Source organism: Streptomyces rubellus, from assembly GCF_036323805.1.
In the GTDB taxonomy this organism is placed as follows: Bacteria; Actinomycetota; Actinomycetes; order Streptomycetales; family Streptomycetaceae; genus Streptomyces.
Genome location: NZ_JAZDCX010000018.1, coordinates 92037 through 110212, shown reverse-complemented (window position 1 = coordinate 110212; position 18176 = coordinate 92037). Strand labels below are relative to the sequence as shown.

The 18176-nt window shown below is 72.3% G+C and carries 21 protein-coding genes; 20 read left to right on the top strand and 1 reads right to left on the bottom strand.

Features of this window, described 5'->3' with window-relative positions:
* The first annotated feature begins 144 nt into the window (after nucleotides 1-144).
* The 17 genes from proS (at nucleotide 145) to V1L54_RS20940 (ending at nucleotide 14098) form a co-directional block, all read left to right on the top strand.
* Nucleotides 145-1560 (top strand): proline--tRNA ligase, encoded by a 1416-nt coding sequence (gene proS, locus V1L54_RS21020; protein WP_330119618.1) that lies wholly within the window; start codon nucleotides 145-147, stop codon nucleotides 1558-1560.
* A 232-nt stretch (nucleotides 1561-1792) separates the two neighbouring features.
* Nucleotides 1793-2383 carry a hypothetical protein gene (locus tag V1L54_RS21015; protein ID WP_330119617.1) on the top strand — a complete coding sequence of 197 codons (591 nt, stop codon included), beginning with the start codon at nucleotides 1793-1795 and terminating at the stop codon, nucleotides 2381-2383.
* A 206-nt stretch (nucleotides 2384-2589) separates the two neighbouring features.
* A complete protein-coding gene (gene rpsP / locus V1L54_RS21010) occupies nucleotides 2590-3036 on the top strand; it encodes a 30S ribosomal protein S16 (RefSeq protein ID WP_330119616.1) in 447 nt (148 codons plus the stop codon).
* A 2-nt stretch (nucleotides 3037-3038) separates the two neighbouring features.
* Nucleotides 3039-3278: an RNA-binding protein gene (locus V1L54_RS21005; RefSeq protein ID WP_330119615.1), complete on the top strand. Its 240-nt coding sequence runs from the start codon at nucleotides 3039-3041 to the stop codon at nucleotides 3276-3278.
* 113 nt (nucleotides 3279-3391) lie between these two features.
* Nucleotides 3392-3991 (top strand): ribosome maturation factor RimM, encoded by a 600-nt coding sequence (gene rimM, locus V1L54_RS21000; RefSeq protein WP_330119614.1) that lies wholly within the window; start codon nucleotides 3392-3394, stop codon nucleotides 3989-3991.
* Nucleotides 3988-4803: a tRNA (guanosine(37)-N1)-methyltransferase TrmD gene (gene trmD / locus V1L54_RS20995; protein WP_330119613.1), complete on the top strand. Its 816-nt coding sequence runs from the start codon at nucleotides 3988-3990 to the stop codon at nucleotides 4801-4803. Before rimM ends, trmD begins: the two co-directional genes overlap by 4 nt.
* A gap of 132 nt (nucleotides 4804-4935) precedes the next feature.
* Nucleotides 4936-5283: a 50S ribosomal protein L19 gene (gene rplS / locus V1L54_RS20990; protein WP_330119612.1), complete on the top strand. Its 348-nt coding sequence runs from the start codon at nucleotides 4936-4938 to the stop codon at nucleotides 5281-5283.
* Between the two features lie 92 nt (nucleotides 5284-5375).
* Entirely contained in the window at nucleotides 5376-6011 is a 636-nt protein-coding gene (gene lepB, locus V1L54_RS20985; protein WP_330119611.1) for a signal peptidase I, read from the top strand.
* A complete protein-coding gene (lepB, locus tag V1L54_RS20980; RefSeq protein ID WP_330119610.1) occupies nucleotides 6004-7053 on the top strand; it encodes a signal peptidase I in 1050 nt (349 codons plus the stop codon). The genes lepB (V1L54_RS20985) and lepB (V1L54_RS20980) overlap by 8 nt, the downstream gene beginning before the upstream one ends.
* Complete coding sequence (gene lepB, locus V1L54_RS20975) at nucleotides 6977-7930, top strand: signal peptidase I (RefSeq protein WP_330119609.1); 954 nt, start codon at nucleotides 6977-6979, stop codon at nucleotides 7928-7930. Before lepB (V1L54_RS20980) ends, lepB (V1L54_RS20975) begins: the two co-directional genes overlap by 77 nt.
* A 70-nt stretch (nucleotides 7931-8000) precedes the next feature.
* Nucleotides 8001-8750, top strand: a complete 750-nt coding sequence (gene lepB, locus V1L54_RS20970) for a signal peptidase I (protein WP_330119608.1) — start codon at nucleotides 8001-8003, stop codon at nucleotides 8748-8750.
* Nucleotides 8751-8763: 13 nt separating this feature from the next.
* Nucleotides 8764-9087: a DUF2469 domain-containing protein gene (locus tag V1L54_RS20965; RefSeq protein ID WP_100201074.1), complete on the top strand. Its 324-nt coding sequence runs from the start codon at nucleotides 8764-8766 to the stop codon at nucleotides 9085-9087.
* Nucleotides 9088-9274: 187 nt separating this feature from the next.
* Entirely contained in the window at nucleotides 9275-9649 is a 375-nt protein-coding gene (locus tag V1L54_RS20960; protein WP_330119607.1) for a YraN family protein, read from the top strand.
* 1 nt (nucleotide 9650) lies between these two features.
* Nucleotides 9651-11258 (top strand): YifB family Mg chelatase-like AAA ATPase, encoded by a 1608-nt coding sequence (locus tag V1L54_RS20955; RefSeq protein WP_330119606.1) that lies wholly within the window; start codon nucleotides 9651-9653, stop codon nucleotides 11256-11258.
* Nucleotides 11255-12385: a DNA-processing protein DprA gene (gene dprA / locus V1L54_RS20950; protein ID WP_330119605.1), complete on the top strand. Its 1131-nt coding sequence runs from the start codon at nucleotides 11255-11257 to the stop codon at nucleotides 12383-12385. The genes V1L54_RS20955 and dprA overlap by 4 nt, the downstream gene beginning before the upstream one ends.
* A gap of 264 nt (nucleotides 12386-12649) precedes the next feature.
* Nucleotides 12650-13486 (top strand): RNA polymerase sigma factor WhiG, encoded by an 837-nt coding sequence (gene whiG, locus V1L54_RS20945; protein WP_330119604.1) that lies wholly within the window; start codon nucleotides 12650-12652, stop codon nucleotides 13484-13486.
* 54 nt (nucleotides 13487-13540) lie between these two features.
* Complete coding sequence (locus tag V1L54_RS20940) at nucleotides 13541-14098, top strand: TetR/AcrR family transcriptional regulator (RefSeq protein WP_330119649.1); 558 nt, start codon at nucleotides 13541-13543, stop codon at nucleotides 14096-14098.
* A 122-nt stretch (nucleotides 14099-14220) separates the two neighbouring features.
* Here V1L54_RS20940 and V1L54_RS20935 read toward each other — a convergent pair whose 3' ends face one another.
* The gene (locus V1L54_RS20935; protein WP_443076724.1) at nucleotides 14221-14937 is read right to left on the bottom strand and encodes a murein hydrolase activator EnvC family protein; all 717 of its coding nucleotides are present in this window, start codon (nucleotides 14935-14937) and stop codon (nucleotides 14221-14223) included.
* 392 nt (nucleotides 14938-15329) lie between these two features.
* Between V1L54_RS20935 and rpsB the strand changes: the two genes are divergently transcribed.
* From rpsB to pyrH, 3 genes are all read left to right on the top strand, one after another.
* Nucleotides 15330-16256 (top strand): 30S ribosomal protein S2, encoded by a 927-nt coding sequence (gene rpsB / locus V1L54_RS20930; RefSeq protein ID WP_330119603.1) that lies wholly within the window; start codon nucleotides 15330-15332, stop codon nucleotides 16254-16256.
* A gap of 112 nt (nucleotides 16257-16368) precedes the next feature.
* Nucleotides 16369-17205, top strand: coding sequence for a translation elongation factor Ts (gene tsf, locus V1L54_RS20925; RefSeq protein WP_330119602.1), 837 nt, complete (start codon nucleotides 16369-16371; stop codon nucleotides 17203-17205).
* A 184-nt stretch (nucleotides 17206-17389) separates the two neighbouring features.
* Nucleotides 17390-18160 carry a UMP kinase gene (pyrH, locus tag V1L54_RS20920; protein ID WP_330119601.1) on the top strand — a complete coding sequence of 257 codons (771 nt, stop codon included), beginning with the start codon at nucleotides 17390-17392 and terminating at the stop codon, nucleotides 18158-18160.
* The last annotated feature ends 16 nt before the right edge of the window (nucleotides 18161-18176 follow it).

The window sequence follows — 18176 nt, the reverse complement described above, 5'->3', positions numbered from 1 at the left end:
CCCGAATGCCAGGGAACTGCGCTTCTGTCCCCGAGTCCAGAGGGCGGACCGGAGTGTTCACATCCGCGTCCGCCGAGCGCACTCCTACGTTCTCCCGACAACCTGATTCACGCATCCGCAGCAGGGCGCCGTAACATGCGCGACATGGCAAAGGCTCCCGTACTCACCCCCCGGGCGGACGACTTCCCGCGCTGGTACCAGGACGTGATCAGCAAGGCCGAACTGGCCGACAACGGACCGGTGCGCGGCACCATGGTCATCCGGCCGTACGGGTACGGGCTCTGGGAGCGGATGCAGCGGGAGATGGACGCCCGGATCAAGGCCGCGGGCGCCGACAACGCCTACTTTCCCCTGTTCATCCCGCAGTCCTACCTGACCAGGGAGGCCGAGCACGTCGAGGGCTTCGCCCCCGAACTGGCCGTGGTCACGCACGGCGGCGGCAAGGAGCTGGAGGAGCCGGTGGTCGTCCGGCCGACCTCCGAGACGATCATCAACGACTACTTCTCCAAGTGGGTGCAGAGCTACCGGGACCTGCCCCTGCTGATCAACCAGTGGGCCAACGTGGTGCGCTGGGAAATGCGTCCGCGTGTCTTCCTGCGAACGAGTGAGTTCCTGTGGCAGGAGGGGCACACCGCCCACGCCACCTACGAGGACGCGCGCGACTACGCCGCCCGGATCCACCGGGAGGTCTACGCCGACTTCATGGTGAACGTCCTGGCCATGGACGTCGTCCTGGGCCGCAAGACCCCCCGGGAGCGCTTCGCGGGCGCCATCAACACCCTCACCCTGGAGGGCATGATGGGCGACGGCAAGGCGCTCCAGATGGGCACCAGCCACGAACTGGGACAGAACTTCGCCAAGGCCTTCGACACCCGCTACCTGTCGAAGGACGGCGAGCGGGAACTGGTCTGGCAGACCTCCTGGGGCACCTCCACCCGGATGGTCGGCGGCCTGATCATGACGCACGGCGACGACAGCGGTCTGCGCGTCCCGCCGCGGCTGGCGCCCGTCCAGGCCGTCGTCCTGGCGATCAAGGGCGACGACGCGGTGCTGGCCAAGGTCCGCGAGACCGGCGAGAAGCTGGCCGCCGCCGGGGTCCGGGTGAAGGTGGACGACCGCACCGACACCCCCTTCGGCCGCCGCGCGGTGGACTGGGAGCTCAAGGGCGTGCCGCTGCGCGTCGAGATCGGCCCGCGCGACCTGGAGAACGGCACCGCGATGCTGGTCCGCCGTATCGCCGGAGGCAAGGAGCCGGTGGCGCTCGACGCGCTGCCCGGGCTGTGCCCCGGACTGCTGGAGGAGGACCATGCGCTGCTGCTGCGCCAGTCCCGTGAGCGCCGCGAGTCCCGCACCGTGGAGGTGCGGACCACCGCCGAGGCGGCCGAGGCGGCCGCCGCCGGGAACTGGGCCCGCATCCCGTGGGCCGACCTCGGCCCGGAGGGCGAGGCGGCGCTGGCCGAGCAGGCCGCCACCGTGCGGTGCCTGGTGGCCGAGGACGGATCGGTGCCGCAGGCCGACGACGCTCCGGGCACGGTGGCCGTGGTCGCCCGCGCCTACTGAACCGCGGTCCCGTCCCGTGGTGCGGGCCCGCCGGGCCGCGGCCGGGAGCGCGGAAAGAGCGTACTGACGGGTCAGTACGTCCCGGCTTGGGGCGGGTGGGACCGGTCCTCCCCGGATCGGCCCCACCCGCCCCTGTCGGGGCGACAACGACCGGCAACTGACGAGTAGGCGCAAATTATTTGGGATGCCCCGGAATCGGAACACCGGGACACCCCGGCTCGTTGTGTACGACGTGAGCACGACACCACCTGTTCTTGCCGCCGAACTGGCGCTCGCGTGGGCCGACATTCAACGGCACCACCCCGAGCTGCCCGACCTGGCCGCGCCCGAATCGCTGATCGGGGAGTCGTCGTCCGCCTGCGGCGCCGAGCTCTCCTTCGAACGGCTGCTGCACGAGGCCGTCCACGGGATCGCCGCCGCCCGCGGCGTCCGGGACACCTCGCGCGCGGGCCGCTACCACAACCGCCGTTTCCTGGCGATCGCCGAGGAGCTGGGGCTGGAGCACTCCGAAGAACCACACCCCAGCAGCGGCTTCTCGCTGGTCTTCATGACGCCCGAGGCCAGAAAGCGCTACCGGCCCACGATCGAGCGGCTGCAGCGGGCCCTGCGCGCCCACAGCGCCGCCACCGCCACCGACACCTCGCACACCTTCCGCGGGCCCGCCGCGCGGCACGGCTCCTCGGGGGGAGGAGTGCGGGTCAAGGCGGTCTGCGACTGCGGGCGCAACGTCCGGGTCGTCCCGTCCGTGCTGGCGCAGGCGCCGATCATGTGCGGGGCCTGCGGACAGCCGTTCCGCATCCCGGAGGTGGTCGCGGTGGGTTGAAGGGACACGGCCGACCGGAGAGCCGGGGGAATCGGGGGGAGACCGGTTCCCCCGGCGAGGTGTGGCACAATGGGCGGCTGTACTCGGCAGCCGCACAGGACCCCTCTCTCCTCCGGCTGACGCGTCCATCGGGCACCCGGGTACCACAACCCCACGTGGCATCCCGCCGTGTCCCACCACGTCAGAGACCAGGAGACACCACAGCCGTGGCAGTCAAGATCAAGCTGAAGCGACTGGGCAAGATCCGTTCGCCTCACTACCGCATCATCGTCGCCGACTCCCGTACCCGTCGCGACGGCCGGGCCATCGAGGAGATCGGTCTGTACCACCCGGTGCAGAACCCCTCGCGCATCGAGGTCGACTCGGAGCGCGTCCAGTACTGGCTGGGTGTCGGTGCGCAGCCGACCGAGCCGGTGCTGGCCATCCTGAAGGTCACCGGCGACTGGCAGAAGTTCAAGGGTCTGCCGGCCCCGGAGCCGATGAAGGTCCCCGAGCCCAAGGCCGACAAGCGCGCCGTCTTCGAGGCCGCCGCCAAGGAGTCGGCGGACGAGCCCGCGGGTGAGGCCATCACCCCGAAGGCCAAGAAGGCCGACAAGGCCGACAAGAAGACGGACGGGGCCGAGGCCGGCGCCGCCGGGTCGACCGAGGCGTGACCATGCTGGAAGAAGCCCTCGACCATCTGGTGAAGGGCATCGTCGATCACCCCGACGAGGTGGAGGTCGCCTCCCGCAACCTGCGCCGCGGACGTGTGCTGGAGGTCCGGGTGCACCCCGACGACCTCGGCAAGGTCATCGGCCGCAACGGCCGGACGGCACGCGCGCTTCGCACCGTCGTGGGCGCTCTCGGCGGCCGGGGTGTCCGCGTCGACCTCGTCGACGCGGACCAGATCCGCTGACCGGGTCCGCCGGGGACGGCGGCAGACAGCACGAGACACCGGCACGGGCCGGGGGCGGCATCCCACCGCCCCCGGCCCGTGCCGGTGACCGGACCATCTGGAGTTTGTGAGCAGTGCAGCTGGTAGTCGCGCGCGTCGGCCGCGCACACGGCATCAGGGGCGAGGTCACGGTGGAGGTGCGCACGGACGAGCCCGAGGTACGGCTCGCCCCCGGCGCCGTCCTGGCCACCGACCCGGCCTCCGCGGGCCCGCTGACCGTCGCCGACGGCCGCGTCCACAGCGGGCGGCTGCTCCTGCGCTTCGAGGGGGTGCGGGACCGCACGGCCGCCGAGGCGCTGCGGAACACCCTGCTGATCGCCGAGGTGGATCCGGAGGAGAGTCCCGAGGACCCCGACGAGTACTACGACCACCAGCTGATCGACCTCGAGGTCGTCACCCGGGACGGGACGGCCGTCGGGCGGATCGAGGAGATCGCCCACCTGCCGTACCAGGACCTGCTGGTGGTGCGCAGGACGGACGGCGGCGAGGCGCTGATCCCCTTCGTCGGAGAGATCGTGCCGGAGGTCGACCTGGCGGCGCAGCGGGCGGTGGTCGATCCCCCGCCGGGCCTGCTGGACGACCGGGCCGAGACCGCGGGCCGGACCCCGCGGGTTTCCGGTGACGACGGTGACGGTGACGACGACGGCGGCGGCGACGGGGGCACGGCCCGGTGAGGCTGGACATCGTCACGATCTTCCCCGAGTACCTGGAGCCGCTGAACGTCTCCCTCGTCGGCAAGGCGCGCGCCCGCGGCGTGCTCGACGTACGCGTCCACGACCTGCGGCACTGGACGCACGACCGGCACAACACCGTCGACGACACCCCCTACGGCGGCGGTCCCGGCATGGTGATGAAGCCCGAACCATGGGGCGAGGCGCTGGACACGATCCTCGCCTCGGACGAGGACGGGAGAGAACCGGTCCTCGTCGTCCCCACCCCCAGCGGCAGCCCCTTCACCCAGCGGACGGCCGTCGAGCTGGCGGCCGAACCCTGGCTGGTCTTCACCCCCGCCCGCTACGAGGGCATCGACCGCCGCGTCATCGAGGAGTACGGCGAGCGCCTGCGGGTGCGCGAGCTGTCCATCGGCGACTACGTGCTGGCCGGGGGAGAGGCCCCCGTCCTGGTCATGGTCGAGGCCGTCGCCCGGCTGCTGCCCGGGGTCCTGGGCAACGCCGAGTCCCACCGCGACGACTCCTTCGCCCCCGGTGCCATGGCCGACCTCCTGGAGGGGCCCGTCTACACCAAGCCGCCGCTGTGGCGCGGCCGGGGCATCCCGGAGGTGCTGCTCAGCGGCCACCACGGGCGGATCGCCCGCTGGCGCCGCGACCAGGCGCTCCGCCGCACCGCGCGGTACCGGCCGGACCTCGTCGAACGCTGCGATCCCGCGGCACTGGAGGCCGAGGACCGCGAACTCCTCGCGGAACTGGGCTGGACCGAGCTGCCGGACGGCCGATTTGGGCGCACCGCCGGAGGCGTGGAAGAATAGGCCGCTGCCCCGCGCCCGGCCCGCGACCCTGCCACAGGGGGACCGACGCCGGCCCGGCACCGGGGCCGCCAGGACCACCCAACGAATCGTTCCGCCGATGACCTGTGGCATCGGCGAGGAAAGCAGACCGTCATGCACCTGCTCGACAGCGTCGACGCCGCCTCGCTGCGCAGCGACATCCCGGCCTTCCGCCCGGGCGACACCGTCAACGTCCACGTGCGCGTCATCGAGGGCAACCGCTCCCGAGTGCAGCAGTTCAAGGGCGTCGTCATCCGCCGCCAGGGCGCGGGCATCCGCGAGACCTTCACCGTCCGCAAGGTCAGCTTCGGCGTCGGTGTGGAGCGCACCTTCCCGGTGCACACCCCGGTCGTCGAGAAGATCGAGGTCGTCACCCGCGGTGACGTCCGCCGCGCCAAGCTGTACTACCTGCGCGAGCTGCGCGGCAAGGCCGCGAAGATCAAGGAGAAGCGCGAGCGCTGATCCGCGGCCGGGGCCGCGGGACGGCCCGCGACGCCGGGTCCGTACCGCCTTCGCCGCGGAGCACCGGGCCGTCGGGTTAGGCTCTCGGCTCGATGGACACCGACGCACAGCCCACGGAGCGCGACCGCGTTCCCACCCCTCGCACGGGGCGGGAACGCCGGTCGCGCTCCGTGCGTATGGCGGGGGCGGCGGTCGCCGCGGTGCTCCTGGCCCTGCCGGCGGCCGAGGCGTTCGTGGCGGAACCCTTCCGCATCTCCAGCGACTCCATGGGGAACACGCTCGAAGTCGGCGACCGTGTACTGGTGAACAAGCTGGCCTACCGTTTCGGCAACCATCCGCGGCGCGGGGACGTTGTGGTGTTCGACGGCGCGGGTTCCTTCGACCGGGGAACGCGGGACGGCACCGACTACGTCAAACGGATCGTCGGAGTCGGCGGGGACAGGGTCAGGTGCTGCGACGCGCGGGGAAGGATCGAGGTGAACGGCCAACCGGTGGACGAGACATACCTGCATCCCGACGACCGGCCCTCGGCCGTGCCGTTCGACATCGAGGTCCCCGAGGGGCGGCTGTGGGTGATGGGCGACCGCCGCTCCCGCTCCCGGGACTCGCGGGACCACCTGGGCAGCCCCGGCGGCGGCACCGTGCCGGTGGACCGGGTGATCGGCCGGGCCGACCGGATCGTCTGGCCGGCCGGCCGCTGGACCTCCCTGCGGGGCCGCCATGGGTAGACGAGGGCGGCCCCGGGGCGGCGGCCGGGCGGGCGGCGCGTACGCGTACACGTACCAGGAGTCCCGGACGACGCTGCGCGGCCCCGGCGAGGGACGGGCGGACCGGCGGCGCGCGGCCCGGCGGATCAGGCGCCGGCGCCGGCTGTCGGTGACCAAGGAGATACCCATCCTGGTGGGTGTGGCGCTGCTCATCGCCCTGGTCCTCAAGACCTTCCTGGTCCAGGCGTTCGTCATCCCCTCCGGTTCGATGGAGCAGACGATCCGGATCGACGACCGGGTCCTGGTGGACAAACTGACCCCCTGGTTCGGCGCCCGCCCCGAACGCGGCGACGTGGTCGTCTTCAAGGACCCCGGCGGCTGGCTGCCGCCCGAGGACAAGCCGGACCGGAACGACCCGGTGGGGATCAAGCAGGGCAGGCAGCTGCTGACGTTCATCGGCCTGCTGCCCTCGGACGACGAGCAGGACCTGATCAAGCGGGTCATCGCGGTGGGCGGCGACACCGTCAGGTGCTGTGACGAGGACGGCCGGGTGACGGTCAACGGCACACCGCTGAACGAGCCGTACCTCCACCCCGGGAACGCCCCCTCACAGATGACCTTCGAGGTGCGGGTCCCCCAGAACCGGATCTTCGTGATGGGCGACCACCGGGCCAACTCCGCAGACTCCCGTTACCACCTGGAGGAACCGGGGAAGGGAACCATTCCGGAGGACCTCGTGGTGGGCAAGGCCGTGGTGATCGCCTGGCCGTACTCCCACTGGCGGCGACTGGAGGAGCCCGAGACCTACGCGTCGGTACCGGATCCGCGCGGCGAGCCCGCCTCGGCGGCCGCGGGCGGCGACAATGACATGGTGCAGTTCCCGAGCCCTGTGGAACTCCCGCTCGTTATGGGTGTTGTGGGCCTGCGGCGGCTGAGGCGCGGGCGACGGCACCGTACGAGCAGTGTGAGGAGTGGATGTGGGGGACGTGGCGATCGGAGCGCGCTCCGACGCGGACGGGCCGGACAGGCGGCGGACCGACAAGGCGCACGAGGAGCAGGGTGAGAAGTCGGCCGCCGAACCGGACAGCGAGAGCCCGGACGGCGGGAATCCGGACGACGGGAGCCCGGACGGCGGGGAGAGGGTGACACGCAAGAAACAGCGCTCCTTCCTGAAGGAACTCCCCCTGCTGGTCGGAATCGCACTGATCCTGGCGCTGCTGATCAAGACTTTCCTGATCCAGGCGTTCTCCATCCCCTCCGACTCGATGCAGAACACCCTGCAGCGCGGCGACCGGGTCCTGGTGGACAAACTGACCCCCTGGTTCGGGGCCGAACCCGAACGCGGCGAGGTCGTCGTCTTCGGCGATCCGGGGGGCTGGCTGGACGAGGCGCCGGACGACTCCGGCGGGATCGGCGCCGCCTTCCAGGAATTCATGAGTTTCATCGGCCTGCTGCCCTCCGCGGAGGAGCAGGACCTGATCAAACGGGTCATCGCGGTCGGCGGCGACACCGTGGCCTGCGAGAAGAACGGCCCGGTCACGGTCAACGGCAAGGCCCTGGACGAGGAGTCCTACATCTACCCCGGGAGCACCCCGTGCGGCAGTGAGGGCTTCGGTCCGGTCGAGGTCCCCGAGGGGCGGCTGTGGGTGATGGGCGACAACCGTCAGAACTCCCTGGACTCCCGATTCCACCAGGAACTCCCCGGCCAGGGGACGGTTCCCGTGGACGAGGTCGTGGGACGGGCCGTCGTCAGGGCATGGCCGATCGACCGCTGGGGCACCCTGCCGGTGCCGGACACCTTCGAGAAGCAGGGCCTGGCCATGGCACCGGCCGCCCTGGGGCTGGCGGGCGCGGTGCCGCTCGTGCTGCTGCGCCGGCGGCTGCGGGCACCGGGAGCGGGCGGCGCTCCCGGGGGAACGGCCCGACGGGACGCGGGCTGACCGGCGGGCCTCCCCGGAGGTAGGGTGCGGCCAGGCCATCGGTGGAACCAGACCTTCCGGAGAGCGCGCAGTGAGCAGAGCGGGACGTACCGGAGGAGGCCGCGGCCGGCTGGGCCACGTCCTGTCGTCGGTGGCCACGGCCACCGGCTGCGTGCTCTTTCTCGGCGGTTTCGTCTGGGCGGCCGTTCTCTACCGGCCCTACACCGTGCCGACCGGCTCCATGGCTCCCACGGTGGACGCCGGGGACCGGGTGCTGGCCCAGCGCATCGACGGCGACCAGGTCAGACGCGGTGACATAGTCGTCTTCCGGGACTCGGTGTGGGGTGGGCTGCCGGTGACCAAGCGGGTCGTCGGCGTCGGCGGCGACACCGTCGAGTGCTGCGACGACCGGGGAAGACTGACCGTCAACGGCACGCCGGTCGACGAGCCGTACGTGCGGGGGCAGGACCGGGCCTCCCTCACCGCCTTCGAGACGACCGTGCCCGAGGGCCGGCTCTTCCTCCTCGGCGACCACCGCTCCGAGTCGCTCGACTCCCGGACACATCTGCAGGACGCCAACAGCGGCTCGGTGGACCGGGACGCGGTGACCGGCCGGGTCGACGCCACCGTGTGGCCGCTGTCCGGCGCGGGCATGGTGGACCGCCCCGGAAGCTTCGCGGACCTCCCCGGCGGGATCTCCCGGCCCGGCCCGCTGGGGCCCCTCCTGGCGGCGATCGCGGCCGGAGCCGCGCTTATCCTCGGCGGCGCAGCGTACGACCCCCTCGCCGCGCTCCGCGAACGGCGCAGAAGCCTGGCGCACAATGGGGGGACGCACGCCTGAAGGGGAACACGTCATGAGCGCCGAGGACCTGGAGAAGTACGAGACCGAGATGGAGCTGAAGCTCTACCGGGAGTACCGGGACGTCGTCGGCCTGTTCAAGTACGTGATCGAGACCGAACGGCGTTTCTACCTCACCAACGACTACGAGATGCAGGTGCACTCCGTCCAGGGCGAGGTGTTCTTCGAGGTCTCGATGGCCGACGCCTGGGTGTGGGACATGTACCGCCCGGCCCGCTTCGTCAAGCAGGTCAGAGTGCTCACCTTCAAGGACGTGAACATCGAGGAGCTCAACAAGAGCGATCTCGACCTGCCCGAGGACTCCGGCTTCAAGCGGTGAGCCCGGGGCCCGGCCCGGACCGGCCCCGGGAGGAGCCGGGAGCGGTGGGCTCCGCGTGCGCGGCCACCCCGGGCCTCACCCGCACGAGTGAGCGAGATATCCACAACCGGCCTGCCGTCCACAGAAACGGACCATGATCGGCCGACCGCCTCCGCAGCCGTCAGAGTCGGACCCGGAGGTGGTACCGATGAACTGCAGAGACGCACTCGGACGCTACGGCGAGGACCTGGCCGCCAGGCGGTTGCGCCAGGCCGGCATGGCCGTCCTGGAACGCAACTGGCGCTGCCGGGACGGCGAGATCGACATCGTCGCCCGGGACGCCGACGCACTCGTCGTCTGCGAGGTCAAGACCCGCAGAGCCGGTCCCTACGGGCACCCGGCGGCGGCCATCACCCCGCGCAAGGCCGAACGACTGCGCAGGCTCGCCTCCCACTGGCTCACCGAACGCTGGATCGCCCGGTACGGCCGCCCGCCCACCGGCGGAGTCCGCATCGACCTCGTCGGCATCGTCCTGCCCGAGCGCGGCGCGCCCCGGGTGGAGCACCTCCGGGGGGTGGCCTGACATGGGGTTCGCCCGCACCTGCTCGGTCGCGCTCGTCGGCGTCGAGGGCGTGGTCGTCGAGGTCCAGGCCGACCTCGAACCGGGAGTGGCCACCTTCACCCTGGTGGGACTGCCCGACAAGAGCCTGGTCGAGAGCCGCGACCGGGTCCGGGCCGCCGTCGTCAACTCCGGCATCGACTGGCCGCAGAAGAAACTCACCGTGGGACTCAGCCCCGCCTCGGTGCCCAAGAGCGGCAGCGGTTTCGACCTGGCCGTGGCCTGCGCCGTCCTCGGCGCCGCGGAGCGGATCGACCCCCGCGAGCTCACCGAGCTGGTCATGATCGGCGAACTGGGACTCGACGGCCGCGTCCGGCCGGTCCGCGGTGTCCTGCCCGCCGTCCTGGCCGCCGCCGACGCCGGATACCGGCAGGTCGTCGTCGCCGAGCAGACCGCCGCCGAGGCCGCCCTGGTCCCCGGCGTCTCCGTTCTCGGCGTCCGCTCCCTGCGGCAGCTCGTCGCCGTCCTGACCGATGAGCCCGTCCCCGACGAGGACCCGGCCGAGGACGGCACCACGGCCGCGATGCTCGCCGGACTCACCGTCCCCGGAGCCGGGGGAGGAATCACGGGAATCGGCGGCGAGCGCGCCGTCGACCTGTGCGAGGTCGCCGGCCAGACCGCGGCCCGGCGTGCCCTGGAGGTCGCCTCCGCGGGACGCCACCACATCTTCCTCAAGGGCCCGCCCGGCGCGGGCAAGACCATGCTCGCCGAGCGGCTCCCCGGACTGCTGCCGCCGCTCACCCCCCAGGAGGCACTGGAGGTCAGCGCCGTCCACTCCGTGGCGGGAGTGCTGCCGCCCGGGCAGCCGCTGGTCGAACGGCCCCCCTACTGCGCGCCCCACCACTCGGCCACCATGGCCTCCCTCGTCGGCGGCGGCACCGGGCTGCCCCGGCCGGGAGCCGTCTCCCTCGCCCACCACGGGGTGCTCTTCCTGGACGAGGCGGCCGAGTGCAGCGCCCGGGTGCTCGACGCGCTGCGCCAGCCACTGGAATCCGGGCAGGTCGTGGTGGCCCGGGCGCAGGGCATGATGCGCATGCCCGCCCGCTTCCTGCTCGTCCTCGCCGCCAATCCGTGTCCCTGCGGCCGGCACGGCTCCCGGAGCGGCGGCTGCGAGTGCCGGCCCTCCTCGGTCAGGCGCTACCGCGCACGCCTCTCCGGCCCGCTGCTGGACCGCGTCGACCTGAGAGTCACCGTCGAGCCCGTCACCCGCTCCGAGCTGGTCACCCCCGGCACCGCCTCCGAGACCACCGCCACCGTGGCGGCACGCGTACGCGCCGCCCGGGAACGTGCCGCCGCCCGGTACGCCGGCACACCCTGGCACACCAACAGCGAGGTTCCCGGACACGAACTGCGGACCAGATGGCCGGCAACGCCCGGCGCGCTGGGCCGGGCCGAGGAGGACATGGAGTGCGGACTGCTCACCGCACGCGGCCTGGACCGCGTCCTGCGGGTCGCCTGGACACTGGCCGACCTCGCCGGACACGGCAGGCCCACCGCCGAAGACGTGGACGGCGCGCTGGAGCTGCGCACCGGTGTGCGTCGCGGCACGGCACTCACCGGCGGCCGGGCATGACCGGCCAGGAGGAGCGCACGGCCAGAGCGGCGCTCACCAGGGTCGGGGAGCCGGGTGACGAGGCGATGAACAGATGGATCGACCGGTACGGGGCCGTGGAGACCCTCCGGGCCCTCTGCTCCGGCCCCCCGCTGCCCGGCGCCTCCCCGGCCCGCTGGGCCGGGTTGCGGCAGCGCGCCCGCGGCCTCGCCCCCGAGGCCGATCTGGCGGCCGTCGCCGAACTGGGCGGGCGCTTCGTCTGCCCCGGGGACGCCGAGTGGCCGAGCCAGCTGGACGATCTGGGAGACGGCCGTCCCGTCGGGCTGTGGGTGAGAGGACGGGCCTCACTGCGGTTGTGGGCACTGCGCTCCGTCGCCCTCGTGGGTGCCCGGGCCTGCACGGACTACGGCTCCCACGTCGCGGCGGCGCTCGGCTCCAGCCTGGCCGTACGCGGCTGGACAGTGGTCTCCGGCGCGGCTTACGGCGTGGATGCCGCCGCCCACAACGGCAGCCTCGCGGTGGAGGGGACGACCGTCGGTGTCCTGGCGTGCGGAGTCGACGTCGCCTATCCGCCGGGCAACAGGGCACTGATCCGGCGCATCGGGGAGCAGGGACTGCTGGTGGCCGAACTGCCGCCCGGCGACCACCCGACCCGCAGCCGGTTCGTACTGCGCAACCGGGTGATCGCGGCCCTCACCCGCGGCACCGTCGTGGTGGAGGCGGAGTTGCGCAGCGGCTCGCTGGTGACCGCCCGGCGGGCGATCTCGCTCGGCAGGGTCACCATGGGAGTGCCCGGGCCGGTGACCAGCGGACTGTCCGCGGGCGTCCACCAGCTTCTGCGCGGGGAGGGCCTCGTCGTCACCGACGCGGCCGAGATCATCGAACTGGTCGGCAGTATCGGGGAACTCGCCCCCGAACGGCGCGGGCCGATACTGCCGCGTGACCTGCTGACACCGGAGGCGGCGCGCGTTCTGGAGGGGCTGCCCGCCGGCGGCGGGTTCGACACCGCCGCGGCGGCACGGGCCGCCGCCCTCACGGAGGACCGGGCACTCGCCCGTCTCCGGGAACTCCGGTCGCTCGGTTTCGTCGAACACGACGGCGGCCGCTGGCGGCCGGCGCGCTACACGAACCAGCACCCCAACAGGTGACGGCGCGATTCCCGCCCCGGGGCGATCGGGTGAAAGGACGGCGGGCGGGCGCACCGAGCGGTCCGCCCCGCGCCGCGCGGCCGCCCCGGCCCGACCTCCGGGGTAACCCCGGGGTGCGGCCAGCGGAACGTATCTGCGTATATCTGATCGACCGCTCCTCGCACTGAGCGATGCCCCAGTCACGCTACGCTCCCAAGGATTCCGGTCCCACCGGTCCCACCAGCGTCAGCGCACAGACCACGGCAGAACGGCTCAAGACGACGCATGCCCCACCACACCTCCGGGCCCGACCGCATGGCCACGGCAGAACCGATTGCAGCCGACGCCGCTGCACGCCCTGCCCCGCCCAGATCGCTCGACGAACTGTGGCGGTCGTACAAGTGCACGGGTGACGAGCGGCTGCGGGAACAACTGATCCTCCACTACTCGCCCCTGGTCAAATACGTGGCCGGGCGGGTCAGCGTCGGTCTGCCCGCCAACGTGGAGCAGGCGGACTTCGTCTCCTCCGGGGTCTTCGGCCTGATCGACGCCATCGAGAAGTTCGACCCGGACCGCTCGATCAAGTTCGAGACATACGCCATCACCCGCATCCGCGGAGCCATGATCGACGAACTGCGGGCGCTGGACTGGATTCCCCGCTCCGTGCGGCAGAAGGCCCGGGCGTTCGAGAGGGCCCATGCCGCCCTGGAGGCCACGCTGCGGCGCACCCCGTCGGAGGCCGAGGTCGCGGATGAGATGGGCATCCCCCTGGAGGAGCTCCACGGCATCTTCAGCCAGCTGCCCCTGACCAACATGGTCGCCCTGGAGGAGGTGCTCCACGCCGGTGGTGACGGCGGGGACCGCCTCGTGGACACCCTGGAGGACACCGCCGCCGACAATCCCGTCGAGGTCGCCGAGGACCGTGAGCTGCGGCGGCTGCTGGCCCGCGCGGTCAACACCCTGCCGGAGCGGGAGAAGACCGTGGTGATCCTCTACTACTACGAGGGGCTCACCCTCGCCGAGATCGGGCAGGTGCTCGGAGTCACCGAGAGCCGGGTCAGCCAGATCCACACCAAGTCGGTACTGCAGCTGAGGACCAAGCTTGCCGATGTGGGTCGCTGAACCGGCGCCGTCCTCCCTACAGTGGGACACGTGCCCAGGATTCGAGCGGCCTCGGTGGCCGAACACCGTACGATGCAGCGCGACGCCCTGCTGGAGGCGGCACGGTCCCTGCTGTCCGAGGGCGGCACGGAGGCGCTGACCTTCCCCGCCCTGGCCGCACGCACGGGGCTGGCACGCTCCTCCGTCTACGAGTACTTCCGCTCCCGCGCCGCCGTCGTCGAGGAACTGTGCGCCGTCGACTTCCCCGTCTGGGCGGCCGAGGTGGAGAGCGCCATGGAGCGGGCCGGCACCCCCGAGGCGAAGGTCGAGGCATACGTGCGGCGACAGCTGGCCCTGGCCGGAGACCGCCGTCACCGGGCCGTCGTCGCCATCTCGGCCGGCGAGCTGGACACAGGCGCCCGGGAGAAGATCCGCGCCGCCCACGGCGGGCTGATCACCATGGTCGTGGACGCCCTCGGGGCTCTTGGCCACGACGAGCCCCGGCTGACGGCCACCCTGCTGCAGGGTGTCGTGGACGCGGCGGTCCGCCGTATCGAACTGGGGGCCGCGGAGGATCCGGAGAAGATCGCACAGGCCGCCGTGGCCATGGCGCTTCACGGCGTCGGGGGGTGACCCCCCTCCCCCCTCCCCACCCCCACCCCCTCCCGCCGACGTACGGTCCTCGCGCCCGGGGCGCCGGGTTCCGCCCACCGCGTCACCGCGCCGCCTTCGGTCCGCGCACCGGACGGCCCCGGCTACCCGGCCGCCCGTCCGGTGCGTGACCGGACATGGCGGCGGTGGGCCCAGACCGCGGCCGCCGTCAGGACCAGCGCCACGGCTCCCGCGGCGGCCTCCTCCGCGGCCGGCCTCCCGGTGGCTGCCACCGGCGCCGACCGCACCGTGTCCACCGGGCCGCTCCCCGGCTCCGGCCCGCGCGGAAGCGGAACGCCCAGCACCGGAAGCAACCGGGAGCGGCCCGGCCCCAGCAGGGAGAGCGGGTCCAGATAGACCTCGCCGCGGCGCAGCCCCCAGTGCAGGCACCCGGCCGGGCAGTGGGAACCGCCCGCCTCCAGCACCCCCACCACATCCCCCGCCGCGACCCGGTCGCCCTCCCGGACCCGGGCCCTGACCGGCTCGTACGTGGTGCGCAGCGGCGGGACGCCCGTACCCGTCAGCTCCACCGAGACCACCCCGCGCCCGGCGACCGTCCCGGCGAACGAGATCCGCCCCGGCGCCACCGCCCGCACCGGATCCCCCGGCCGGGCCGCCAGGTCCACACCGCGGTGACCGGCCGCCCACCGCGCGGGCGGCGGCTTCCAGCCGTGCTCCACCGCCCCCGGCACCGGCCGGACCCGGGCGGCGGGTGGCCGGCCACCGTCCGGGCCGTCCCCCGGGGCGGCCCGGGCCGGGGCGGCGACCGGGACGAGAAACGACGGACAGCACAGCAGCAGGGCGAGGAGTCGGCGGTTCACGGGCACAGAGTGACCGGAGGAGGGGACGAGGCGGGGATCCGGGCCGGAAACTGTGGACTACCGGCCGGTTGTGGACAAGTCCGTCACCCGACGGGCCGTTCCGCCCACCCCGCCCGGCGGCTTGCGGCGGCCCGCCACCGGGCGGGGCCCGTACGGCCGCCGCCGGCACCGTGCGTGTCGCCTGCCGGTTCCCCGGTCCCGTACACTTCTGGTGCGATCCGGGTCACCGGATCGACTTCGCACGCCCCGCCACCCTCACCGGTGGCCGCGCACCTCGGTCCTCGAAGACACCGTCCCCAGGCCGGTACTTCGCAGGCACAGCGCGCCGGGGCGTCAGGAGCGGCGGCCGTCCGGCCACCGCGTACAACCGAGTACCCCGAGGAGATACGGCCATGGCCGTCGTCACGATGCGGGAGCTGCTGGAGAGCGGCGTCCACTTCGGGCACCAGACCCGCCGCTGGAACCCGAAGATGAAGCGCTTCATCTTCACCGAGCGCAATGGCATCTACATCATCGACCTGCTCCAGTCGCTGTCGTACATCGACCGCGCCTACGAGTTCGTCAAGGAGACCGTCGCCCACGGCGGCTCCGTCATGTTCGTCGGCACCAAGAAGCAGGCCCAGGAGGCCATCGCCGAGCAGGCCACACGCGTGGGCATGCCCTACGTGAACCAGCGCTGGCTCGGCGGCATGCTGACCAACTTCTCGACCGTCCACAAGCGCCTTCAGCGTCTGAAGGAACTCGAGCAGATCGACTTCGAGGACGTGGCCGCCTCCGGCCTCACCAAGAAGGAGCTGCTGGTCCTCTCCCGCGAGAAGGCCAAGCTGGAGAAGACGCTCGGCGGTATCCGCGACATGCAGAAGGTGCCCAGCGCCGTCTGGATCGTGGACACCAAGAAGGAGCACATCGCCGTCGGTGAGGCGCGCAAGCTCAACATCCCGGTCGTCGCGATCCTGGACACCAACTGTGACCCGGACGAGGTCGACTACAAGATCCCGGGCAACGACGACGCGATCCGCTCCGTCACCCTCCTCACCCGGGTGATCGCGGACGCGGTCGCCGAGGGCCTCATCGCCCGCTCCGGCGGCGCCGGCGAGGGCAAGGGCGAGAAGACCGCGGGCGAGCCGCTCGCCGAGTGGGAGCGCGAGCTGCTCGAGGGCGACGCCCAGAAGGCCGCCGAGGCCAAGGGGACGACGTCCGAGGCCCCGGCCGCCGAGGAGGCGCCCGAGGCCCCGGCCGCCGCCGAGACCCCGGCCCCCGCCGAGGAGCAGGCCGCCGCCCCCGCCGAGGGCGAGAAGCCGGCCGAGCAGCAGGCCTGAGAGAGCCGCACGACGGGTACGGCCGGGGGCGGTGCCAGGAGCGCCGCCCCCGGCCGCGCACCCGCCGACCGACCCATTCCTCACCGACCTTCCGAGAAGAGATTCACCGACCATGGCGAACTACACCGCCGCCGACGTCAAGAAGCTCCGTGAGCTCACCGGCGCCGGCATGATGGACTGCAAGAAGGCGCTGGACGAGGCCGAGGGCAACGTCGACAAGGCCGTCGAGATCCTGCGGATCAAGGGCCAGAAGGGCGTCGCCAAGCGCGAGTCCCGCACCGCCGAGAACGGCGCCGTCGTCTCCCTGCTCGCCGACGACCACAAGTCCGGTGTGCTGGTCGAGCTCAAGTGCGAGACCGACTTCGTCGCCAAGGGCGAGAAGTTCCTCGCCGTCGCCGACACCATCGCCGCCCATGTCGCCGCCACCTCCCCGGCCGACATCGAGGCGCTGCTGGCCTCCGAGCTCGAGTCCGGCAAGACCGTCCAGGCGTACGTGGACGAGGCCAACGCCACTCTCGGCGAGAAGATCGTCCTCGACCGCTTCGCGCAGTTCTCCGGCGGCTACGTGGCCGCCTACATGCACCGCACCAGCCCGGACCTGCCCCCGCAGGTCGGCGTCCTGGTCGAGCTGGAGCAGGAGAACGCCGAGGTCGCCAAGGACGTCGCGCAGCACATCGCCGCGTTCGGCCCGAAGTTCCTCTCCCGTGAGGACGTCCCCGCCGAGACGGTCGAGAACGAGCGCCGGGTCGCCGAGGCCACCGCGCGCGAGGAGGGCAAGCCCGAGCAGGCCCTCCCGAAGATCGTCGAGGGCCGCGTGAACGGCTTCTTCAAGGAGAACTGCCTCCTGGACCAGCCCTTCGCGAAGGACAACAAGAAGACCGTCAAGAAGGTGCTGGACGAGGCCGGTGTCACGCTGAGGCACTTCGCCCGCTTCCGCGTCGGCGCCTGACCCGTCCGCCGTACTTCCACGGCGGACCGGCGATGCCCGGCTAGGGTCGGGTACGGGGGCCGTCCCGGGCCGTCGCCGCACGGACCGGACGACCGCAGTTGTGACGAGGAGGCCATTGCCGCTTTCGGGGACCGCGAGGGACCACCGGCGATGGCCTCCTCCGCATGTGCACGAGGAGATCCGCATGAAACAGGGCACCGACTCCGGAGGCAGTGCCTCCGGGAAACACCGCGACCGCCGCCGCTTCCTGCTGAAGCTCTCCGGCGAGGCGTTCGCCGGCGGCGGAGGGCTCGGTGTCGATCCCGACGTCGTGCACAAGGTCGCCCGTGAGATCGCCGCGGTGGTCCGGGGCGGCGCCGAGATCGCCGTCGTCATCGGCGGCGGCAACTTCTTCCGCGGCGCGGAACTCCAGCAGCGCGGCATGGACCGGGCCCGCTCCGACTACATGGGAATGCTCGGCACGGTCATGAACTGCCTCGCGCTCCAGGACTTCCTGGAGAAGGAGGGCATCGACTCCCGGGTCCAGACCGCCATCACCATGGGCCAGGTCGCCGAGCCCTACATTCCGCTGCGGGCGGTACGGCACCTGGAGAAGGGCCGGGTGGTCATCTTCGGCGCCGGCATGGGCATGCCCTACTTCTCCACCGACACCACCGCCGCCCAGCGCGCCCTGGAGATCGACGCCGAGGCGCTGCTGATGGGCAAGAACGGGGTCGACGGCGTCTACGACTCCGACCCGGCGCGGAACCCCGACGCGGTGAAGTTCGACGCCCTGGAGTACGGCGAGGTCATCGCCCGCGACCTGCGGGTGGCCGACGCCACCGCCATCACCCTCTGCCGCGACAACAAACTCCCGATCCTCGTCTTCGAGCTGCTGGTCGAGGGGAATATCGCACGAGCGGTGAAGGGTGAGAAGATCGGCACGCTCGTGAGCGATCAGGGCTCCCGCACCTGAGGCTCTCACCGGCACG